The organism is Pseudonocardia sp. DSM 110487 (assembly GCF_019468565.1).
Taxonomy (GTDB): domain Bacteria; phylum Actinomycetota; class Actinomycetes; order Mycobacteriales; family Pseudonocardiaceae; genus Pseudonocardia.
Window position 1 is genome coordinate 828,810 of record NZ_CP080521.1, and the last position, 17,762, is coordinate 846,571.

Sequence of the window (17,762 nt, forward strand, 5' to 3'; positions counted from 1 at the left end):
TCGCCTTATTGTGGCCCGGTGACCCCCGTGAAGCTGCGCGTGAACGGAACCACGGAGCTCCTCGAGCTCGATCCCCGGGTCAGCCTGCTCGACGCGTTGCGCGAGCACCTGGGTCTGACCGGCACCAAGAAGGGCTGCAACCAGGGCGCCTGCGGTGCATGCACTGTGCTCGTCGACGGCGAGCGGATCGCCGCCTGCCTCGCGCTCGCCGTCCAGTACGCCGAGCGCGACATCACCACGATCGAGGGAGTCGGACAGCCCGACCACCTGCATCCCCTGCAGGAGGCGTTCGTCCGCGAGGACGGCTTCCAGTGCGGCTTCTGCACGTCGGGCCAGATCTGCTCGGCGCTGGGGATGCTCGCCGAGCACCGCGCCGGCATGCCGAGCGCGGTCACGCCGGACATCGATGCCGGCGAGATCGAGCTGACCGAGGCCGAGATCAAGGAGCGGATGAGCGGCAACCTGTGCCGGTGCGGTGCGTACGAGGGCATCGTCGGGGCCATTCAGGAGGTCGCCCGATGAGGCCGTTCGGATACGTCAGCGCGTCCGATCTCCCCACCGCGCTGGACGCCGTCGCGGCCGGGGCGCGGCCGCTGGGCGGTGGCACCAACCTGGTGGACCTCATGCGCGACGACGTCGAGCGGCCCGAGACGCTCGTCGACGTCACCGCGTTGCCACTGGCCGGCGTGGACGAGCTGCCCGACGGCGGCCTGCGGATCGGCGCGATGGTGCGCAACAGCCACCTCGCGGCCGATCGGCTCGTGCGCTCGCGGTACCCGGTGCTCGCCGAGGCGCTGCTCGCCGGCGCGTCGGGACAGTTGCGCAACATGGCGACGGTCGGCGGCAACCTCCTGCAGCGCACCCGCTGCCCCTACTTCCGCGACCACGCGGCGGCCTGCAACAAGCGCGAGCCCGGCTCCGGCTGCGCCGCGCTCGACGGCCTCCACCGGGGCAGCGCGGTGCTCGGCACCAGCGAGCACTGCATCGCCGCCCACGCGTCCGACATGGCTGTCGCGCTGGTCGCGCTCGACGCCGTGGTCGAGGTGCAGAGCGTGCGGGGCACGCGCCGCATCGCGCTCGCCGAGCTGCACCGCCCACCCGGTGAGACCCCGCACGTCGAGACCCGGCTCGCCGCGGACGAGCTGATCACCGCGGTCGAGCTGCCCGCCGCACCGGTCGCGCGCACGTCGCGGTACCGCAAGGTGCGTGACCGCGCCTCGTTCGCGTTCGCGCTGGTGTCGGTGGCCGCGGCGCTCGAGGTCCGCGACGGCGACGTCGTCGACGTGCGGCTGGCGCTGGGCGGGGTCGCCACCACGCCGTGGCGGGCGCGCGAGGCCGAGCGGGTGCTGCTTGGTGCCCCCGCCACCGATGAGACGTTCCGCCGCGCTGCGGCCGCCGAGCTGGCGCCCGCGGTCGCGCGGCCCCAGAACGCGTTCAAGATCGAGCTCGTGCAGCGAACGATCGTTGCGACGCTGCGGCAGCTCGCTACCGAGGGAGGTGCGGCATGACCCAGGCGCCGGAGCGGACTCGCCCGACGACGGCCACCACCCCCGCGGTCGGGCGGCCGATCGACCGCGTCGACGGCGCGGTGAAGACCACCGGCGTATCCGAGTACACGGCCGACCGGCCCTTCCCGGACCTCGCGCACGCCACGCTCGTGCACGCGACGATCGCCCGGGGCCGCATCACCGCGATCGACACCGCGGCCGCCGAGGCGGTGACCGGCGTGCTCGCCGTGATCACCCATCGGAACGCGCCTCCCTTGAAGCCGCCTGCTGCCCGGATCAACCCGCTCGACCTCAGCACCATGGCGTCGGGGACGAAGGTGAACTACCTGGGCAGCGACGAGGTGCACTGGAACGGGGAGCCGGTCGCCGTGGTCGTCGCGGAGACACTGGAGGCGTCGGCGGAGGCCGCCAGGCTCGTCCAGGTCAGCTATGCCGCCGCGCCGGCCAGCACCGACTTCCACGCCGCCGAGGACTCGGCCGAGCCGGTGCGAGCGATGCCGATGATGCCCAGCGGGGGCCGCAAGGGCGATGCCGAGCAGGCGCTCGCGTCCGCCCCGGTCTCGGTCGACCTCAGGTTCACCACGCCCCCGCAGAACCACAATGCTCTGGAGCCGCACGCCACCACCGCCGTGTGGGACGGGGACCGGCTCACCGTCCACGACACCACCCAGGCGATGGACTTCACGCGCCGGCACCTCGCTCGGCGGTTCGGCGTGCCCGTCGATGCGGTCCGCGTGATCACCCCGAACCTCGGCGGCGGGTTCGGCGGGAAGGGTTTCGTCTGGCCCGGCACCGTCCTGTGCGCGATGGCGGCCCGTGTGGCGAAGCGCCCGGTCCGGCTGGCGCTGTCGCGTGAGGCCGTCTACCGCACCGTCGGCGGGCGCGCGCCCACCGTCCAGCGGGTCGCGCTCGGCGCCGAGCGCGACGGCGCGCTGACCGCGCTCGTGCACACCGGGATCTCGCAGCTCGGCCGGGTCGGCGGCATGCCGGAGGCGGTGGGCTCGCAGTCCCGCCACCTCTACGCGGCGCGCACGATCCTCATCGGGCTCAGCACCGCGACGCTCGACCTGCTGCCGAACACCGCCATGCGGGCGCCGGGCGAGGCGGTCGGCACGTTCGCGCTGGAGTCCGCGATGGACGCGCTGGCGTACGAGCTCGACATGGACCCGGTCGATCTGCGCATGCGCAACGAGCCGGAGCGCGATCCGCTCGACGGCAAGCCGTTCACCCATCGCAATCTGCGGGCCGCCTACGCCCGCGGAGCGCAGCGGTTCGGCTGGGCCGACCGCCCGCCGCAGCCGCGCTCGATGCGGGACGGGCGGCGGCTGCTCGGCTGGGGTGTCGCCACCGCGTTCCACATGCCGATCCAGCTCACCGCCGACGTCACGGTCCGGCTGGGGATGGACGGCACCGTCCTGGTGCGCTGCGGCCTGCACGAGATCGGCGTGGGGGCCGCGACCGTGCAGGCGCAGATCGCGGCGGACGCGCTCGGCGTGCCCGTCGAGGCGGTCACGGTCGAGCTCGGCGACTCGGCGTTGCCGGTCGGGCCGATGGCGGGCGGATCGGGGCAGACCGCCACCGCGGCGGCAAGCGTGCTGCGTGCGTGCGAGGAGTTGAGGCGCTCGGCGTTCGCCCTCGCCTCCCGCTCACCCGGCTCACCCCTGCACGGGCGAAGGGCGGACGAGGTCGCGGCGCGCGACGGCGGGCTCTTCGCGGCGGACGGGTCGGGCGAGACCTACGGGGAGATCCTCGCCCGCGCCGGACGTCCGTCACTGGAGGGCCGGGTCGGGGCCCGGACCTCGATCGGCCGCGTCGCGGGGCAGGTGCGCTTCCTCGCCGGCATGGTCAACGACCAGCGCCGCCAGGTGCGCGCGGCCACCGGTGCCCACTTCTGCGAGGTCGCGGTCGACGAGGACACCGGCGAGGTCCGCGTGACGCGCTGGGTCGCGGTGTTCGACGTGGGGCGTGTGATCAACCCGAAGACCGCTTCCAGCCAGCTGCGCGGCGGGATCGTGATGGGGATCGGGGCGGCGCTGTCGGAGGAGACCCTCGTCGATCCCCGCACCGGCGGCATCGTGAACGCGAGCCTCGCCGACTACCACGTACCGGTGCAGGCCGACATCCCGGCGATCGACGTCTCCTACCTCGACGAGCCGGACCCGACCACCCCGCTCGGCCTGCTCGGGGTGGGGGAGGTCAGCATCACGGGGGTCGCGGCCGCGGTGGCGAACGCGGTGTACCACGCGACGGGCGCACGCGTGCGGGACCTGCCGATCACCCCGGACCGCCTCCTCTGAATTGCAGCATGGCCACCTTCACGCAACGTCACTGCGTGGAGGTGGCCATGCTGCAACGAGGGAGAGGCCGCGGCGGGGCCGGCCTTGTGGCGTCCGACCCCGCCGGGTGCTCCGGGAGGGGAGCGCCTTACGACTTGCGCACGTCCGCGGCGGGGTCGGTCGCCGGGTCCATCCGCGTGCCCATGGGATCCGTCGACTCGCCCGGCCTCGTGCGCTCGCCCATGGTGGGACGAGCGGCGTCCTCGCGGCCGCGCTCGTACGCCTGTGCGTGGGCCCGCGCCATGGGTGCCTCCTGCTCGGCGCGGTCGAGCCAGCGCTCCCAGCGCTGCTGCATCGGCCGGATGAGCCCGCCGCCGACACCGACGATCATGATGCCGCCGACCGTCGCCAGTACGGCGATCAGCACCGGCAGCGTGACGGCGACAGCGACACCGATCTGGCTCAGCGCGGCGATCACACCGAGGGCGATGATGAAGACCGAGGCGATGTTCGCGAGCACGTTGCCGTACGTGAGCCTGCCCGTGACGCTCATGACGAGGTCCTTGACGGCGGCCGCGATGGCCGAGGCCACCACGACGATGATGATCGCGACGGCGATCCGCGGCAGGAACGCGACGATGCCCGTCAACAGGGCGCTGATCGGGTTCGGCCCGAACACGCCGAACGCGAGCTGCAGGGTGAGCAGCAGCACCGCGTAGTAGACGACCATCGCGATCAGGTCGCTTGCGTCGTACTTCGACCGTGCGAGCGCCTGGCCGATCCCGCCGCGCTCGACCGCGCGGTCGAAGTGCAGGCGCTCGAGCACGGCGTTGGTCAACTTGCGCAGCCCCTTCGCAATGAGCCATCCGATGAGCAGGATGACGAGGAAGAGCAGCAGTTGCGGCACGAAGACCGCGACCATGCGCATGGCATCGCCCAGCGCTGCGCCGAGGTTGTCGAACATCGGAACTCCCAGGTCGTTGGATGTCGCACCGTTCGGATGCCCATCCCAACCCGCGCCACACCTGGTTCACACGAAATCCGCACAATCGGTGGACGCTCTAAAGGGGCCAAAAGTCCCGGTCAGCGGCGGAAACGGAAGCCGCGCCTGCGGAGGTGGCTCGCGTCGCGCTCGGCGCACGCGGGGCACATCTCACCGTCGGGGGCGACCATCGGTGCGGGCGTGACGACGTGGCCGCAGACCGCGAAGTACTGGCCCCCACGTTGCGCGATGCCGATCGAGAGTTCTTCGTCGGGGACGGAATGGCAGCGACCGTCCATCACACAGGTGACGGAAATGGTGGTCTCGCCGAGCTCGGACGGCCCCGACTGCCCACGCGGTCTGCTCACGGTCCCCACTCCGCCACAGGTCCACCCTTCGGGCGGCCGCCCACGGGCATGCCACCCACCGCATCCAGTCTGTCGCTCTCTGCTTGCATACGCAAGAGGGATTTGCAACCTTCTTCTGCACGTGCATCTGCGCGAACGTTCCACCCGGCTCCGAGGGAGCTCCGAACAGCTGAGTGGTCGATTTGCCGCCGCGCGGAGATCTGACGGGCTGCTCATCCGCCGTCCGTTGACGACCGGGCTCGGACCGCGTATCTGTATAGGCTGTCTAGACAGCAAGGAGTCGCGGTGCCACCGCTCTACGCCCGCATCGAGCGGGCTCTCCGCACTCGCCTGGCGACCGCCGCGCCGGGGGACCCGCTGCCTTCGGAGCCTGCACTCGCGGCCGAGTTCGGCGTCGCGCGGATGACCGTGCGCGCCGCGCTGGACCGGCTTGCTGCCGAGGGCCTCGTCGAACGGGTGCCCGGTCGCGGCACCTTCGCCTGCACGGGCCCCGCACCGCGTCCGGCCGGCACCCTGATGAGCTTCCACGACCAGGTGCGCAGCTGGGGACGGGTGCCCTCGTCCAGGGTGGTCGAGTCCGCGCTCCGGGAGCCGACGTCCGACGAGGCGCGTGCACTGCGCCTGGGGCCGGACGACCCGGTTGTCGCGATCGCCCGGGTTCGGCTCGCCGGCGGCACCCCGCTTGCGCTCGAGCACGCATGCTTCCCTCCGCACCTGACCGATCTGCTCGAGCTCGACCTCGAGACCGAGTCGCTGCACCGAGCGCTGCGGGACCGTGCCGTGCACCCGACTCTCGGCTCGTCGACGCTGACCGCGGAGTCAGCGGGGCCGCACGCCGGCTTACTCGCGGTGCCGGCGACCGAGCCGTTGCTGGTCGAGACCCGGCTGATCCTCGACCAGCGCGCCGAACCCGTGGAGCGCACCGTCAGCCGCTACGTGGGATCGCGTTACGCGCTGCAGGTGAGCTTCGACGTCGAGGCTCGACCGTGACCATGTACCGATCCGAGGAGACGCCCGTGCCCGACCTTCCCGAGGCCGCCGCCGTGGCCGCGATGATCGACCATTCGCTGCTGCGTCCCGAGCTCACCGTCGACGAGGTGCGAGAAGGCTGCGCTCTCGCCGCCCGGTACCGCACGGCGTCGGTCTGCGTCCGGCCGTCGGACGTCGGGCTCGCCGCGGCCTCGCTCGCCGGCACCGGCGTCCTCGTCGGCACCGTGGTCGGGTTCCCGCACGGCAGCCAGACCACCGCGACCAAGGCGGCGGAGACGCGAGAGCTGGTCGCGGCGGGTGCCGCGGAGATCGACATGGTGCTGCACGTCGGGCGCCTTCGCGACGGCGACGCCGGGTACGTGCGGGAGGACATCGCCGCCGTCGTGGCAGAGGCAGGCGGCCGCACTGTCAAGGTGATCCTCGAGAACGCCCTGCTCGACCGGGCCGCGAAGGTGCTCGGGTGCCGGCTCGGCGAGGATGCGGGCGCCCACTACGTGAAGACCAGCACCGGCTTCGCGGGTGGTGGCGCCACCCCGGAGGACATCGCGCTCATGCGCGCCACCGTGTCACCGCACGTCGGCGTCAAGGCCGCGGGAGGCGTGCGAACGCTGGATCGGCTGCTCGAGCTCGCCGCCCTCGGTGCCACCCGCTTCGGGGCGACGGCCACGGCGACGATCCTCGACGATCTCGCCGCCCGTCGCTCCGTCGGGGTCGCGATGCCCGTACGCTTCGAATCGTGATCCGCCGTGTCATTCTGTCCGTGGTGTCCGTTCTTGCCGCGCTGGTGCTGGTCGCCGGCTGCGGTGGAAGCTCCCAGGTCGACTGCGGGCTGGACGGTAGTTGCACCATCACCTTCCCGCGCAGCGGTGACGTCGCGGTCTCGGTGCTCGGGGTCGAGGCCCGCCTCGTCGGTGTCCAGGACAGCACGGCGCAGCTCGAGGTGGCGGGTCAGCAGATCACCGTGCCCGTGGGTGGCGAGACCGAGGCGAGTGGCTTCATGGTCGGGGTCGACCGGGTCACCGACAGCGAGGTCGTCGTCCGCGTACGCATCGCCTGAGGTGTCCGACATCCCGGCGGTCTTCCACGACCTGCTGCGCTCGCGTGCGGTGGCGTTCGTGTCGACGCTCGGCAAGGACGGCGCCCCGCAGGTCACCCCGCTGTGGTTCCTCTGGGACGGCGAGCGCGTGCGGATCAGCCTCGTCGAGGGCCGTCAGAAGCTGCGCAACCTGCGCCGCGACCCGCGGATCGCCGTCGCGATCGCCGATCCGGCCCGCCCCACCTTCTACCTGGAGCTGCGCGGCGCCGTGAGCGAGCTCGCGCCCGACCCGGCCCTGGAGCTGGAGCGCGCGATCGCCGAGAAGTACACCGGCAGCTGGGAGGACGTGGAGCCGCCGGGCACCGCGCGGTACGCCACCAGCGTGATCGTCGAGCGGACGACATCGCAGCTGGATCACTAACGGGGTTCGGCCGGCGGGTCCCCGGCCTCCGACAGCGTTCGCTGCATCCAGGCGACGTCGTGCCACCGGCCGTGCTTCCAGCCGATGCGCCGGTAGGTGCCGACCGGTTCGAAGCCAAGGGCACTGTGCAGTCCGGCGCTCGCCTCGTTGGGCAGGGTCATGCCGGCGATGGCCGTGCGGTAGCCCCGCTCGGCGAGTCGACGGAACAGCGCCTCGTAGAGGGCCCGTCCGGCGCCGGTGCGCCGCCTGCCGATCTCCAGGTAGATGGAGACCTCGCACGCCCAGCGATAGGCGGGGCGCGCCTTGAACTGGCCCGCGTACGCATAGCCGACGGCCCTGCCGTCGTCGAGGTCTTCCAGGACGAGCCACGCGTGCGAGCGCTCGGCCGCGGTGATCCGCTCAGCCATCTGCGCGACGGTGGGCGGCTCGGTCTCGAACGTGATCGCTGTGTCGGTGACGTAGGGCACGTAGATCGCCGCACAGGCGGCGGCGTCCTCTTCGGTAGCTGCGCGGACCTTCATGGTGACGATGATAAACAGAATCGGCACTATAGTGACAGCGTGTCCGACACCCTGACCGCATCCCTCGCCGCAGCACTGCAGGCGGCCCGGAAGTCACGCGGCCTCTCGGTCAGCGCGCTCGCCGATGGGGCAGGCGTGTCCCGGGCGATGATCGCGAAGATCGAGCGCGGCGACGCGCAACCCACGGCCGTGCTGCTCGCCCGGCTCGCGAACGCCCTCGGGATGACGCTCTCGGAGCTCGTGGCCCGCGCCGAGGACGGAGGCGGCCGGCTCGTGCGCGCCGCGGACCAGCCCACGTGGACCGACCCGGCGAGCGGCTACCGGCGCCGGACGGTGTCGCCCGCGAGCGGACGACCGCTCGAGCTCGTGCAGATCGAGCTGCCCGCCGGGGCGAGGGTCGAGTTCGCCGCAGCCGCCTACCCCGACGTCCACCAGCAGGTCTGGGTGCTCGACGGCCACCTGCGCCTGCACGAGGGCGACACGGTCCACGAGCTCGACCCCGGCGACTGCCTCCAGCTCGGCCCACCCGTGGCGCGCGTGTACGTCAACCCGACCAGTGGGACCTGCCGCTACCTGGTGGCGCTCACCCGCCGGTAGTGCGCCCGGCGAGTGAGTCCGTGCGGCCGCACGCGAGGTGGATGTTCCGGACCCACTCGGCAAGCGCGGTGACTACGAACGATGACCGGTTCCTGACGCGGGCCCGGCCCCGCACACACCTTCACGTCTTCACACACACGTCCGGACGTGTGTGCCGAGGCCGGCCGGTGTGTGCGGCGGCCGCAGTTGTCGCTCCGGCTGCCTTCACCGCAAGATCGCCGATTCGGCGCGTTCCCGGGTCGTTTTCGCCCGTTTCCGCGCCAAAGCATTGATCATGTCCGTCGGACCGCCTCCGGTCAGGAGACGCGGTCGAGCAGGGAGCGGCGCCACGCCTCGGTGCTCGCGACCTCGTTGAAGGTGAAGAAGTGGAAGCCGTCCAGGTGTGCGTCGGCCAGCTGGAGGTAGGGCGCGAGCCGCCTCGCGAGGCGACCGGGGTGGTAGCCGCCCGGCAGGAAGAACCGCCAGAACAGGCTCTGCTGCTTCAACAGGAACCGTGCCGACTGCCCGAGGCCGAGGCCCGCCGAGATGCGGACGAGCTTCTGGCGGCTCACGACCCCCGGCAGCCCCACCCTGATCGGGAGCCGGATACCGCGCTGCTTCACGTGCCGCGCCCACCCGACGGTGGCGTCGGCGTCGAAGCAGATCTGCGTGATGGCGTGCGTCGCGAAGGGAGCCTTGCGCTCGAACGCCTTCTCGAGCAGGCCCCGTTCGATGCGGGCGTGGCCCTCCGGGTAGCCGGCGATCCCGATCCGCTGGAACGGGTTGCCGACCTGGTCGAGCGCCTCGAGCAACGTGAGGGCGTCGCCGAACCGTCCGGCGGGCTCGGGCGAGTCGCCCCCGATGACGAACGCGCTGTCGATGTGCGCCTCTCGCAGCCGCGCCACGAGGTCGGTCAGGTGAGCGCCGTCCACGATCTGCCGCGCGGCGAGGTGTGGGGTCACGGAGTAGCCGTGGCGGGCGAGCCGGACGGCGAGGTCGACGGTGGGTTCCGGCCCCTTCGCGTGGCTCGTGCTGATCGTCAGCGGCACGTCGGGCGGTACGTGCGCGACGACGGACTCCTCCGTGCTCTTCATCGGGAGGACCTCGTAGGAGACGCGCCGCAGTGCTCCCGCGAGGTCGGCCACGCGTCGCAGCTTACGGGCGAACGTGCGCTGTCTGCCGTCCTCGCAGAGTCCGGGCACCCTGCGACGACCGCAGCCGCCGCGCAGTCCGGCTAGAGGCGGCCCGTTGTCCGTTTCGGGACCAGCCGCACGGCGACCACATCGCCGGTCTTGGCCTCGGGTGTCTGCTCCACGTGCTCGGCGTACGTCCGGCCGACGTACTTGAGCGTCAGCTCGTCGCGGAGCTGCTCGGTCAGCGCGGGCTCGAACACGGCGGTACCTCGGATCGCGGCGTAGCCGTACGGTGCTTCCGGCGGGCAGACCAGCACGCTGACCCTCGGGTCACGACGCAGGTTTCGCTCCTTGCGGCTGCCCGCTCCCACCATGAAGAGGACGTCGTCGCCGTCCCGCTCGACCCAGACCACCGACTGCTGGGGCGTGCCGTCGGGCTGGATCGTGGCGACCGTGGCGAAGATCGGGGAGTCGAGCACCTCGCGCAGCCGCTCGGCCGACACTCCCGACATCACGTAGGGACGCCGGCCTGTTCTCGGCAGTGCATCCAGCAGTCGTTCGGTCTCGGCCTGCAGTCGGCGGGCGGCGGCGAGGTCGAAACTCGGGCCGGTCAGGGGAATCTGCTCGTGCCGCACCCACGCGCTGATCGGTTCCGCGGGAGGGCGGTCCAGTAGCGCCAGTACCGGCTCGATGCCCTCCTCGACCGGCCTTGCGGCCGCGCGGATGGCGTCGATCTGGATCGCGGTCCGGGCGTCGTACTCGCCGGAGAAGCTCGTGCCGACGGTGCCCGGGTTGAGGAGCGCGTAGCGCGCCTTGTGCGACGTGGTGGCGTGGGCGTACCCGACGCCGAGCAGGTCGTTGAGGGGGCCACCGTGCATCATTGCCGCAGTGCCGTGGTAGCCGTGCTCGAACTCGAGGTCGTGCCAGCGGATCTTCTCCGTGCCGCCCGGCCCCGCGACGTTGACGATGATCGGTGCCTCTGCCGCGTCGAGCAGGTCCGTCATCTCGTGCCCCATGACGTAGCGGCTCAGGTAGAACAGCGCGAAGTTGCTCTCGACGCCCTCCGCTGTGACGGCCCTCGTCGAGCGGTAGTGCCGGGCGCACAGCACCAGGGCGTCGACCGCGGGGAAGAGGGAGCGGATCTCCGCGACCGCCGCCCTCGTCCCGGCCAGCAGGCCGAGATCGGCGTGCACGAAGTGTGCGCGCCCAGCGGCGCCTTCCCGCGCCGCGCTGTCGAGGAAGGCGGCCCCCTTGTCCGCGTTGCGCCCGACGATCGCCACCTCGTGACCACGCCGCAGCCGATCGATGGCGACCGCCCGCCCCATGCCGTCGGTGCCACCGGTGATCACGATCCGATTTGAACTCACGAGTTCAACCTAATATCCGCATGGGTATCAAGCAACTGACCGTAGGATGCAGCAGTGACGACGCGCGGCCGGATAGACAAGCGGGAGGCGATCCTCGCGGCTGCAGGCGAGGTGTTCGCCCGCGAGGGATACGCGCTGGCGGGCGTCGACGTCATCGCGGCGGAGGCGGGCGTGGCCAAACCGACCGTCTACAACCACTTCGGTGACAAGGAGACGCTGTTCCGCGAGGCGATCGCCGCCGACGCGGACCGCGCACTGGCCAAGCACCTCGCCGCGGTCGATCGGCTTCGTGACGGCAACGAACTACGAACGACGCTCGAGAACGTCGGGCACCACATGCTCGTCTGCCATTGCGAGGAGCGGTCCGTGGCCCTGCGGCGCCTCCTCAACGCCGAACTCGGCCGGTTCCCCGATCTGATCGACATCGTGCGCGGGCGCGCCGCGGACCGGGTCACCGAGGCGCTCGCCGACCGCCTCGCCCGGCTCGCACTGGCGGGTCGGCTTCGGAAGCTGGACCCGACCGAGGCTGCCGAGCAGTTCATCGCGCTGCTCACGGGCCCGGTCGAAGCCCGTTCACGACTGGGCACCCGGCCGGTCCCGGACGACGAGCTGTGGACGGTCACGAGGGCGGCGGTGGAGACGTTCCTGCGGGCCTTCGGCGAAGCTCTTCCGGTGGTCGAGTAGCGGCGGCCCGCCAGGGCCGGCGCGTATCGAGACCACATGCCTGTCCTAGGGGGTGGTGGTCTCGATACGGGACGGCGCTGGGGCGCCGTCCCTACTCGACCACCGGGACGCGCGTGCGACATATGACTCGCCACAAGATAGTCGCCAAGATTGTTGACAATGCGTCCGATGCGCGCCGATGCTGGGCGGGCGAGTCACGACGGACGGGAGAGGCGATGTCGGAGGCGGGATCGGGATCTGCCGGGCGCGGCAGCCTGCTGGTCGTCAGCGCGCACGCGGGCGATTTCGTGTGGCGCGCGGGCGGGGCGATCGCGCTGGCGGCCGAGCGCGGCGACCGCGCCACGGTGGTGTGCCTGAGCTTCGGTGAGCGGGGTGAGTCCGCCCGTGCCTGGCGGGAGGGCCGCACGCTCGACGAGATCAAGGCGATCCGCCGGGAGGAGGCGGAGAACGCCGCCGCCTGCCTCGGCGCCGAGATCCGGTTCCTCGACGCGGGCGACTACCCGCTCGTGGAGTCGCGGGAGCTCGTCGACCGGCTCGTGCGGGTCTACCGCGAGCTCGCGCCCACCGTCGTGCTCACGCACACGCTCGCCGACCCGTACAACGGCGACCACCCGGCGGCGGCGCGGATGGCGCTGCAGGCGCGGGTGCTCGCACAGGCGATCGGTTACGACGCCCCTGGCGAGCCCCTCGGTGCGCCGCCGGTGTTCTTCTTCGAGCCGCACCAGCCCGAGCAGTGCGACTTCCGCCCGGACGTCCTGCTGGACATCACGGCGGTGTTCGACCGCAAGCGCAAGGCGATGGAGTGCCTACCGGCCCAGCAGCACATGTGGGATTACTACACCGACCTGGCCAAGCGCCGCGGCGTGCAGCTCAAGCGCAACGCCGGCCCCAACCTCGGGCTGCCCCACAGCACGATGGGCGAGGCGTACGTCCGCCTGTACCCGCAGGTAACGGGGATCCTCGCATGAAGCCGGTGATCGTCACGGACCCGCAGCGCGCCGAACTCGGCGATGTCGATGCGCTGGCCGAATTCGGAGTGGCCACGGTGCACGAGGCATTGGGGCGCACCTGCTACCTCGGCCCCGACCTGCGTCCGGTTCAGCAGGGCGCCCGCGTCGGTGGCACGGCCGTCACGGTGCTGTGCTGGCCCGGCGACAACCTGATGATCCACGCTGCCGTCGAGCAATGCGGGCCGGGCGACCTGATGGTCGTCACGACAACATCGCCCTGCACCGACGGTCTCTTCGGCGAGCTCTTCGCCACCGCGCTCGCCCACCGCGGCGTGCGGGGGGTGGTCACCACCACCGGCGTGCGCGACGTGGCCGACCTGCGTGCCATGGGCTTCCCGGCCTGGTCGGCGGCGGTGAGCGCGCAGGGCACGGTCAAGGCGACGGCCGGGGCGGTCAACGTCCCGATCGTCGTCGGTGGCCAGGTCGTGCGGCCGGGCGACGCGGTGCTCGCCGATGACGACGGCGTGGTGTGCGTGCCGCGGGCGCGGGTCGGCGAGGCGCTCACCGCCGGCCGGGCCCGCCTGGAGAAGGAGGAGGCCACGCGTCGCGCGTTCCGCGAGGGCGAGCTCGGCCTCGACCGCTACGGCCTGCGCGCCACTCTCGCCGCGCTGGGGGTGGAGTACATGAAGGCCGCACGATGACGGGAGTCCGTTGCCTGCTCATGCGGGGCGGCACCTCGAAGGGCGCCTTCTTCCTCGCCCCCGACCTCCCGGCCGATCCGGCCGAGCGCGACGATCTGCTGCTGCGGATCATGGGCAGCCCCGACCCCGCGCAGATCGACGGGCTCGGCGGAGCCCAGCCGGTGACGAGCAAGGTGGCCGTCGTGTCGCGCTCCACTGAGCCGGACTGCGACGTCGACTACCTGTTCCTGCAGGTCGGGATCGACGCGCCCACCGTCTCGGACCGCCAGACGTGCGGGAACCTCCTGGCCGCGGTCGGCCAGTTCGCGGTGGAGCGGGGCCTCGTGACCGCGGGGTCGGAGCGCACGGGCGTGCGGATCCGCATGGTCAACACCGGTGGCCGGGCGGAGTCGACGTTCGCCACGCCGGGCGGGCGCGTCGACTACGCGGGTGACACGGCGGTGGCGGGCGTTCCCGGCACGGCGGCCCCGGTGGCGCTGGCCTTCGCCGGCACCGAGGGCTCGGTCTGCGGCAGCCTGCTACCGACGGGCCGGCTCGTCGACGAGATCGACGGCCTCCCGGTGACCTGCATCGACAACGGGATGCCGGTCGTCGTCTCCCGCGCCGAGGAGCTCGCGCCGGAGCGCATCCAGTCCCTGCGGATCCAGGCAGGCAAGCTCATGGGGCTGGGCGACGTGAGCGGCTCCGCCGTTCCCAAGATCACGTTCGTGTCGGCCCCCGAGGCCGGCGGCGCGATCCGCACCCGCACGTTCAACGCCTTCGACCCGGTCCGCCGACACCCGTCGATCGGTGTGTTCGGGGCCGTCAGCGTGGTCACCGCCGCGTTGCTCGACGGCGCCGTCGGGCACGAGCTGCTCGTCCGGCCCGCGGACGGCAGACCGTTCGCGGTGGAGCACCCGAGTGGCGTGCTGGAGGTCGACGTCGACGTCGAGCCGGGCAGTCCGCCCCGGGTCCGCCGCTCCGCGGTCATCCGCACCGCCCGACCCCTTTTCGACGGCACCACCTTCCCTCGCCACTGACGTCTGGAGCCGATGATGTCCCTCGAGAAGTCCCCCCGGCACGAGATCGCCCACCTCGGCCACGTGGAGCTCTTCACGCCGGAGCCGGAGCGCAGCCTCGACTTCTTCGTCCGCGTGCTGGGCCTCACCGAGAACGGTAGCCATGGCGACTCGGTCTTCCTGCGCACATGGGACGACTACGAGCATCACAGCCTCAAGCTGACGGCGGCGAAGACGTCCGGCGTCGGGCGCACCGCACTGCGGGCGTCCAGCGAGGAGGCGCTCAAGCGCCGGGTCGCCGCCGTGGAGGAACGCGGCCTCGGCATCGGCTGGGTCGACGGCGACCCGGGCATCGGCCCCACCTACCTCTTCCGCGACCCCGACGGCCACGAGATCGAGATCTACTGGGAGACCGAGCGCTACCAGCCGCCCGACCACCTGCGTCCCGCACTGAAGAACCAGGCCCAGGCCTACCCCGGGCGCGGCGTGAGCGTGCGCAGGCTCGACCACGTCAACTACCTCGCCAGGGAGGCCGCCGCCAACGGCGGCTTCATCTGCGACGCCCTCGGTGGCCGGGTCACCGAGCAGATCCAGCTCGACAGCGGGGTGATCTCCGGCCAGTGGACGAACTTCGCGCAGAAGTCCTACGACCTGGTCTACACGAACGACTGGACCGGCTCGACCGGCCGTCTGCACCACATCGCGTTCGCCACCGACACGCGCGAGGACATCCTCCGCGCCGCCGACATCGCCCTCGACAACGGCGTGTTCATCGAGACCGGTCCGCACAAGCACGCGATCCAGCAGACCTTCTTCCTCTACGTCTACGAGCCCGGCGGCAACCGCATCGAGCTGTGCAACCCCACCGCACGGCTGATCTTCGCCCCTGACTGGGAGCCGGTGACGTGGACCGAGGCCGAGCGGGCGAAGGGCCAGGCATGGGGGTTGAAGACGATCTCGTCCTTCCACACCCACGGGACCCCGCCGGTCGACGCGCCCTCACAATGAGCACGCCGATCTGCGTGCGGAGGTAGCTAGTGTCCCGAACCGGAAGTCCACCACATAACTCGACGGCCCAACTTCCCGCTGGGCGCACCGGCGAACCGGCCGAGTACGCCCGGTACGAGGCCGGTTCGCCGGCACACCCAGCGGAAACCTGGATCCGCCGATTTATGCACCGGACTTCCGGTTCGGGACACTAGGGATGACGGGAACCGAGAGTTCGCGCTCGTTCGACGCGCTTCCTGTCGTCGACGCCATCCGGGCCGCCATCGCCGACGGCGAGTTCGTCCCCAACCAGCGCCTCGTCGAGGCCGATCTCTCCGAGCGGTTCGGGGCCAGCCGCGCCACCGTGCGCACCGCGCTGGTGCAGCTGGCCAGCGAGGGCTTCGTCGAGCGGGTGCAGAACCGGGGTGCCCGCGTCCGGGCCGTGTCGCTCGCAGAAGCCGTTGAGATCACCGAGGTCCGGATGGCCCTCGAAGGGCTGTGTGCGGCGAAGGCGGCCGAGCGGCTCACCGACGCCGACGGCGAGCGGCTCCGCGAGATCGGGGACGCCATGCGCGCGGCCGTCGCGTCGGGGGACCTGCTGGGCTACTCGGAGCTGAACCGGCGGCTCCACGGCCTCGTCCTCGGGCTGGCCGGCCAGAGCACCGCCCGCGCGATCCTCGAGCGGTTGCGCGGGCAGAGCGTCCGCCATCAGTTCCAGCTCGCGATGCACCCCGGGCGGCCCGCGATCTCCCTGCCTCAGCACCTGGAGATCATCGAGGCGCTCTGCGCCCGCGACGCCGATGCGGCGGAAGCCGCGATGCGCCGCCACATCCGCAGCGTCATCGACACCCTCCACGAGGTCGACACCACCCGCACCCGCCGCTTCGACTCCCTCTGATCGCCCGGAGGTCGAGCAGGGCGAGCCGCCAGGCGAACCCGTGTCGAGACCCGGCTCCTGCGCCCTGGCTAATGACTTGAGGTCAGTTATAGTGACCTCAAGTCATTAGACGATGTGAGGGGGCATCCGGTGTCCGGACTTCAGTTGGTCGGTTCCTTGCTCGATCCTGCGTCGCGGGCCGACCCGTACCCGATCTACGCCCGGCTTCGCGGGCTAGGGCCGGTGTGGATCGAGGAGATGGCCACCGCGATCGTCAGCGGGTACGGCGACTGCGAGCGGCTGCTGCGTGATCCGCGGCTGAGCGCGGAACGGTGGCGGCGCACCGGTTCCGTGCTGGACGCCGTCCAGGTGCCGCCGGATGCGCCGTCATCCGTGCGGCAGCCGTGGTTCCTGTCCCAGGACCCGCCGGACCACACGCGACTGCGGCGCCTCGCGAGCCGCACGTTCACGGCCCGCGCCGTCGCCCGGATGGAACCGACCATCGTGGAACTGGTGGACGAGCTGCTCGATCGGACCGCCGGACGTGACTCGCTCGACGTGCTGGCCGACTTCGCCTACCCGCTGCCGGTGACGGTGATCTGCCGGATGCTCGGCGTCCCGCTGGCCGACGAGCCGCTGTTCCGGACGTGGTCGGCGCAGCTCACGCGGTTCCTCGACGGGTTCACGCAAACCGACGCCGTGCCGGGGGTGACGCCGGACTGGGTGGTGGGGCTGGTCGAGATGCACCGGTACGTCAACGACCTCGTCGCGGACCGGCGGGCCCAGCCCGGTGGCGAGGACCTGATCTCGGCGCTCCTCGCGGCGGAGGACGGCGGCGACGCGTTGACCCACGACGAGCTCGTGTCCACCGTCGTGCTCCTACTGGTGGCCGGGCACGAGACCACCGTCAACCTGATCGCGGCCGGTGTGCTCGCCCTGCTGCGCCACCCCGAGCAGCTCGCCGCGCTGCGCGCCGACCCCGGCCTGGCGCCAGCCGTCGTCGAGGAGGTCCTGCGCTACGACCCGCCCGTCCAGCTCACCGCCCGAGTCACCACGGAGGACATGCGAATCGGCGAAGTGGTCGTCCCGGAGCGGAGCATGGTGATCCTGCTGCTGGCCGCCGCGCACCGGGACCCGGACGCAAACCCCGACCCGGACCGGTTCGATCCGCACCGCGCCGAGATCCGGCACCTGGGCTTCGGCTTCGGCCCGCACTTCTGCCTCGGCGCGCCGCTGGCGCGGCTCGAAGGGCGGATCGCCTTGAGCCGGCTCGCGCAGTGCGTCCGCGAGCCGAAGCTGGTTCTCGACCCTCCGCCCTACCGCGAGCACGTCAACCTGCGCGGGCCGCGCGAACTACCAGTCACCCACGCCGGCACCGGCGGGTGAC

At 71.8% G+C, this 17,762-nt stretch carries 20 protein-coding genes; 15 read left to right on the forward strand and 5 right to left on the reverse strand.

Going from position 1 to position 17,762, the window contains the following annotated elements:
- Nucleotides 1-18 precede the first annotated feature (18 nt).
- Genes K1T35_RS03795 through K1T35_RS03805 form a run of 3 tightly spaced genes read left to right on the forward strand, consistent with a single transcriptional unit; the run spans nucleotide 19 to nucleotide 3,805 of the window.
- Complete coding sequence (locus K1T35_RS03795; protein ID WP_220258797.1) at nucleotides 19-522, forward strand: 2Fe-2S iron-sulfur cluster-binding protein; 504 nt, start codon at nucleotides 19-21, stop codon at nucleotides 520-522.
- Nucleotides 519-1,508 carry a xanthine dehydrogenase family protein subunit M gene (locus K1T35_RS03800; protein ID WP_220258798.1) on the forward strand — a complete coding sequence of 330 codons (990 nt, stop codon included), beginning with the start codon at nucleotides 519-521 and terminating at the stop codon, nucleotides 1,506-1,508. Before K1T35_RS03795 ends, K1T35_RS03800 begins: the two co-directional genes overlap by 4 nt.
- The gene (locus tag K1T35_RS03805) at nucleotides 1,505-3,805 is read left to right on the forward strand and encodes a xanthine dehydrogenase family protein molybdopterin-binding subunit (RefSeq protein WP_220258799.1); all 2,301 of its coding nucleotides are present in this window, start codon (nucleotides 1,505-1,507) and stop codon (nucleotides 3,803-3,805) included. Before K1T35_RS03800 ends, K1T35_RS03805 begins: the two co-directional genes overlap by 4 nt.
- A 127-nt stretch (nucleotides 3,806-3,932) precedes the next feature.
- On the opposite strand, the gene K1T35_RS03810 is transcribed toward K1T35_RS03805, so the two are convergent.
- Both K1T35_RS03810 and K1T35_RS03815 read right to left on the reverse strand, forming a co-directional pair.
- Entirely contained in the window at nucleotides 3,933-4,748 is an 816-nt protein-coding gene (locus K1T35_RS03810; protein ID WP_220258800.1) for a hypothetical protein, read from the reverse strand.
- A gap of 119 nt (nucleotides 4,749-4,867) precedes the next feature.
- Nucleotides 4,868-5,134 (reverse strand): hypothetical protein, encoded by a 267-nt coding sequence (locus tag K1T35_RS03815; RefSeq protein ID WP_220258801.1) that lies wholly within the window; start codon nucleotides 5,132-5,134, stop codon nucleotides 4,868-4,870.
- A 285-nt stretch (nucleotides 5,135-5,419) separates the two neighbouring features.
- Here K1T35_RS03815 and K1T35_RS48675 point away from each other — a divergent pair, with 285 nt between their 5' ends.
- The 4 genes from K1T35_RS48675 to K1T35_RS03835 are packed head-to-tail and all read left to right on the forward strand — an operon-like array spanning nucleotide 5,420 to nucleotide 7,581.
- Nucleotides 5,420-6,124, forward strand: a complete 705-nt coding sequence (locus K1T35_RS48675; RefSeq protein WP_255621562.1) for a GntR family transcriptional regulator — start codon at nucleotides 5,420-5,422, stop codon at nucleotides 6,122-6,124.
- Nucleotides 6,125-6,150: 26 nt separating this feature from the next.
- Nucleotides 6,151-6,864: a deoxyribose-phosphate aldolase gene (gene deoC, locus K1T35_RS03825; protein WP_255621564.1), complete on the forward strand. Its 714-nt coding sequence runs from the start codon at nucleotides 6,151-6,153 to the stop codon at nucleotides 6,862-6,864.
- Nucleotides 6,861-7,181, forward strand: coding sequence for a hypothetical protein (locus tag K1T35_RS03830; RefSeq protein WP_220258802.1), 321 nt, complete (start codon nucleotides 6,861-6,863; stop codon nucleotides 7,179-7,181). The genes deoC and K1T35_RS03830 overlap by 4 nt, the downstream gene beginning before the upstream one ends.
- 1 nt (nucleotide 7,182) lies before the next feature.
- A complete protein-coding gene (locus K1T35_RS03835) occupies nucleotides 7,183-7,581 on the forward strand; it encodes a PPOX class F420-dependent oxidoreductase (protein ID WP_220258803.1) in 399 nt (132 codons plus the stop codon).
- Here K1T35_RS03835 and K1T35_RS03840 read toward each other — a convergent pair.
- Nucleotides 7,578-8,102, reverse strand: a complete 525-nt coding sequence (locus K1T35_RS03840; RefSeq protein WP_220258804.1) for a GNAT family N-acetyltransferase — start codon at nucleotides 8,100-8,102, stop codon at nucleotides 7,578-7,580. The genes K1T35_RS03835 and K1T35_RS03840 overlap by 4 nt on opposite strands.
- 39 nt (nucleotides 8,103-8,141) lie before the next feature.
- Here K1T35_RS03840 and K1T35_RS03845 point away from each other — a divergent pair, with 39 nt between their 5' ends.
- On the forward strand, nucleotides 8,142-8,699 hold the full coding sequence (locus K1T35_RS03845; RefSeq protein ID WP_220258805.1) for an XRE family transcriptional regulator: 558 nt from the start codon (nucleotides 8,142-8,144) through the stop codon (nucleotides 8,697-8,699).
- Between the two features lie 296 nt (nucleotides 8,700-8,995).
- On the opposite strand, the gene K1T35_RS03850 is transcribed toward K1T35_RS03845, so the two are convergent.
- Together K1T35_RS03850 and K1T35_RS03855 are read right to left on the reverse strand one after the other, a co-directional pair.
- Complete coding sequence (locus K1T35_RS03850; protein WP_255621565.1) at nucleotides 8,996-9,823, reverse strand: methylenetetrahydrofolate reductase; 828 nt, start codon at nucleotides 9,821-9,823, stop codon at nucleotides 8,996-8,998.
- 89 nt (nucleotides 9,824-9,912) lie between these two features.
- Nucleotides 9,913-11,178 carry a TIGR03618 family F420-dependent PPOX class oxidoreductase gene (locus tag K1T35_RS03855; protein WP_255621566.1) on the reverse strand — a complete coding sequence of 422 codons (1,266 nt, stop codon included), beginning with the start codon at nucleotides 11,176-11,178 and terminating at the stop codon, nucleotides 9,913-9,915.
- Between the two features lie 54 nt (nucleotides 11,179-11,232).
- Here K1T35_RS03855 and K1T35_RS03860 point away from each other — a divergent pair, with 54 nt between their 5' ends.
- From K1T35_RS03860 to K1T35_RS03890, 7 genes are all read left to right on the forward strand, one after another.
- The gene (locus tag K1T35_RS03860; RefSeq protein WP_220258806.1) at nucleotides 11,233-11,862 is read left to right on the forward strand and encodes a TetR/AcrR family transcriptional regulator; all 630 of its coding nucleotides are present in this window, start codon (nucleotides 11,233-11,235) and stop codon (nucleotides 11,860-11,862) included.
- A gap of 215 nt (nucleotides 11,863-12,077) precedes the next feature.
- Nucleotides 12,078-12,830: a PIG-L deacetylase family protein gene (locus tag K1T35_RS03865; RefSeq protein ID WP_220258807.1), complete on the forward strand. Its 753-nt coding sequence runs from the start codon at nucleotides 12,078-12,080 to the stop codon at nucleotides 12,828-12,830.
- Nucleotides 12,827-13,513, forward strand: a complete 687-nt coding sequence (locus K1T35_RS03870; protein ID WP_220258808.1) for a 4-carboxy-4-hydroxy-2-oxoadipate aldolase/oxaloacetate decarboxylase — start codon at nucleotides 12,827-12,829, stop codon at nucleotides 13,511-13,513. Before K1T35_RS03865 ends, K1T35_RS03870 begins: the two co-directional genes overlap by 4 nt.
- Entirely contained in the window at nucleotides 13,510-14,532 is a 1,023-nt protein-coding gene (locus K1T35_RS03875) for a PrpF domain-containing protein (RefSeq protein ID WP_220258809.1), read from the forward strand. Before K1T35_RS03870 ends, K1T35_RS03875 begins: the two co-directional genes overlap by 4 nt.
- A 15-nt stretch (nucleotides 14,533-14,547) precedes the next feature.
- Nucleotides 14,548-15,519 (forward strand): VOC family protein, encoded by a 972-nt coding sequence (locus K1T35_RS03880; protein ID WP_255621567.1) that lies wholly within the window; start codon nucleotides 14,548-14,550, stop codon nucleotides 15,517-15,519.
- A 196-nt stretch (nucleotides 15,520-15,715) separates the two neighbouring features.
- Nucleotides 15,716-16,396 (forward strand): GntR family transcriptional regulator, encoded by a 681-nt coding sequence (locus K1T35_RS03885; protein ID WP_220258811.1) that lies wholly within the window; start codon nucleotides 15,716-15,718, stop codon nucleotides 16,394-16,396.
- 156 nt (nucleotides 16,397-16,552) lie between these two features.
- Entirely contained in the window at nucleotides 16,553-17,761 is a 1,209-nt protein-coding gene (locus K1T35_RS03890; RefSeq protein ID WP_220258812.1) for a cytochrome P450, read from the forward strand.
- Nucleotide 17,762 lies beyond the last annotated feature (1 nt).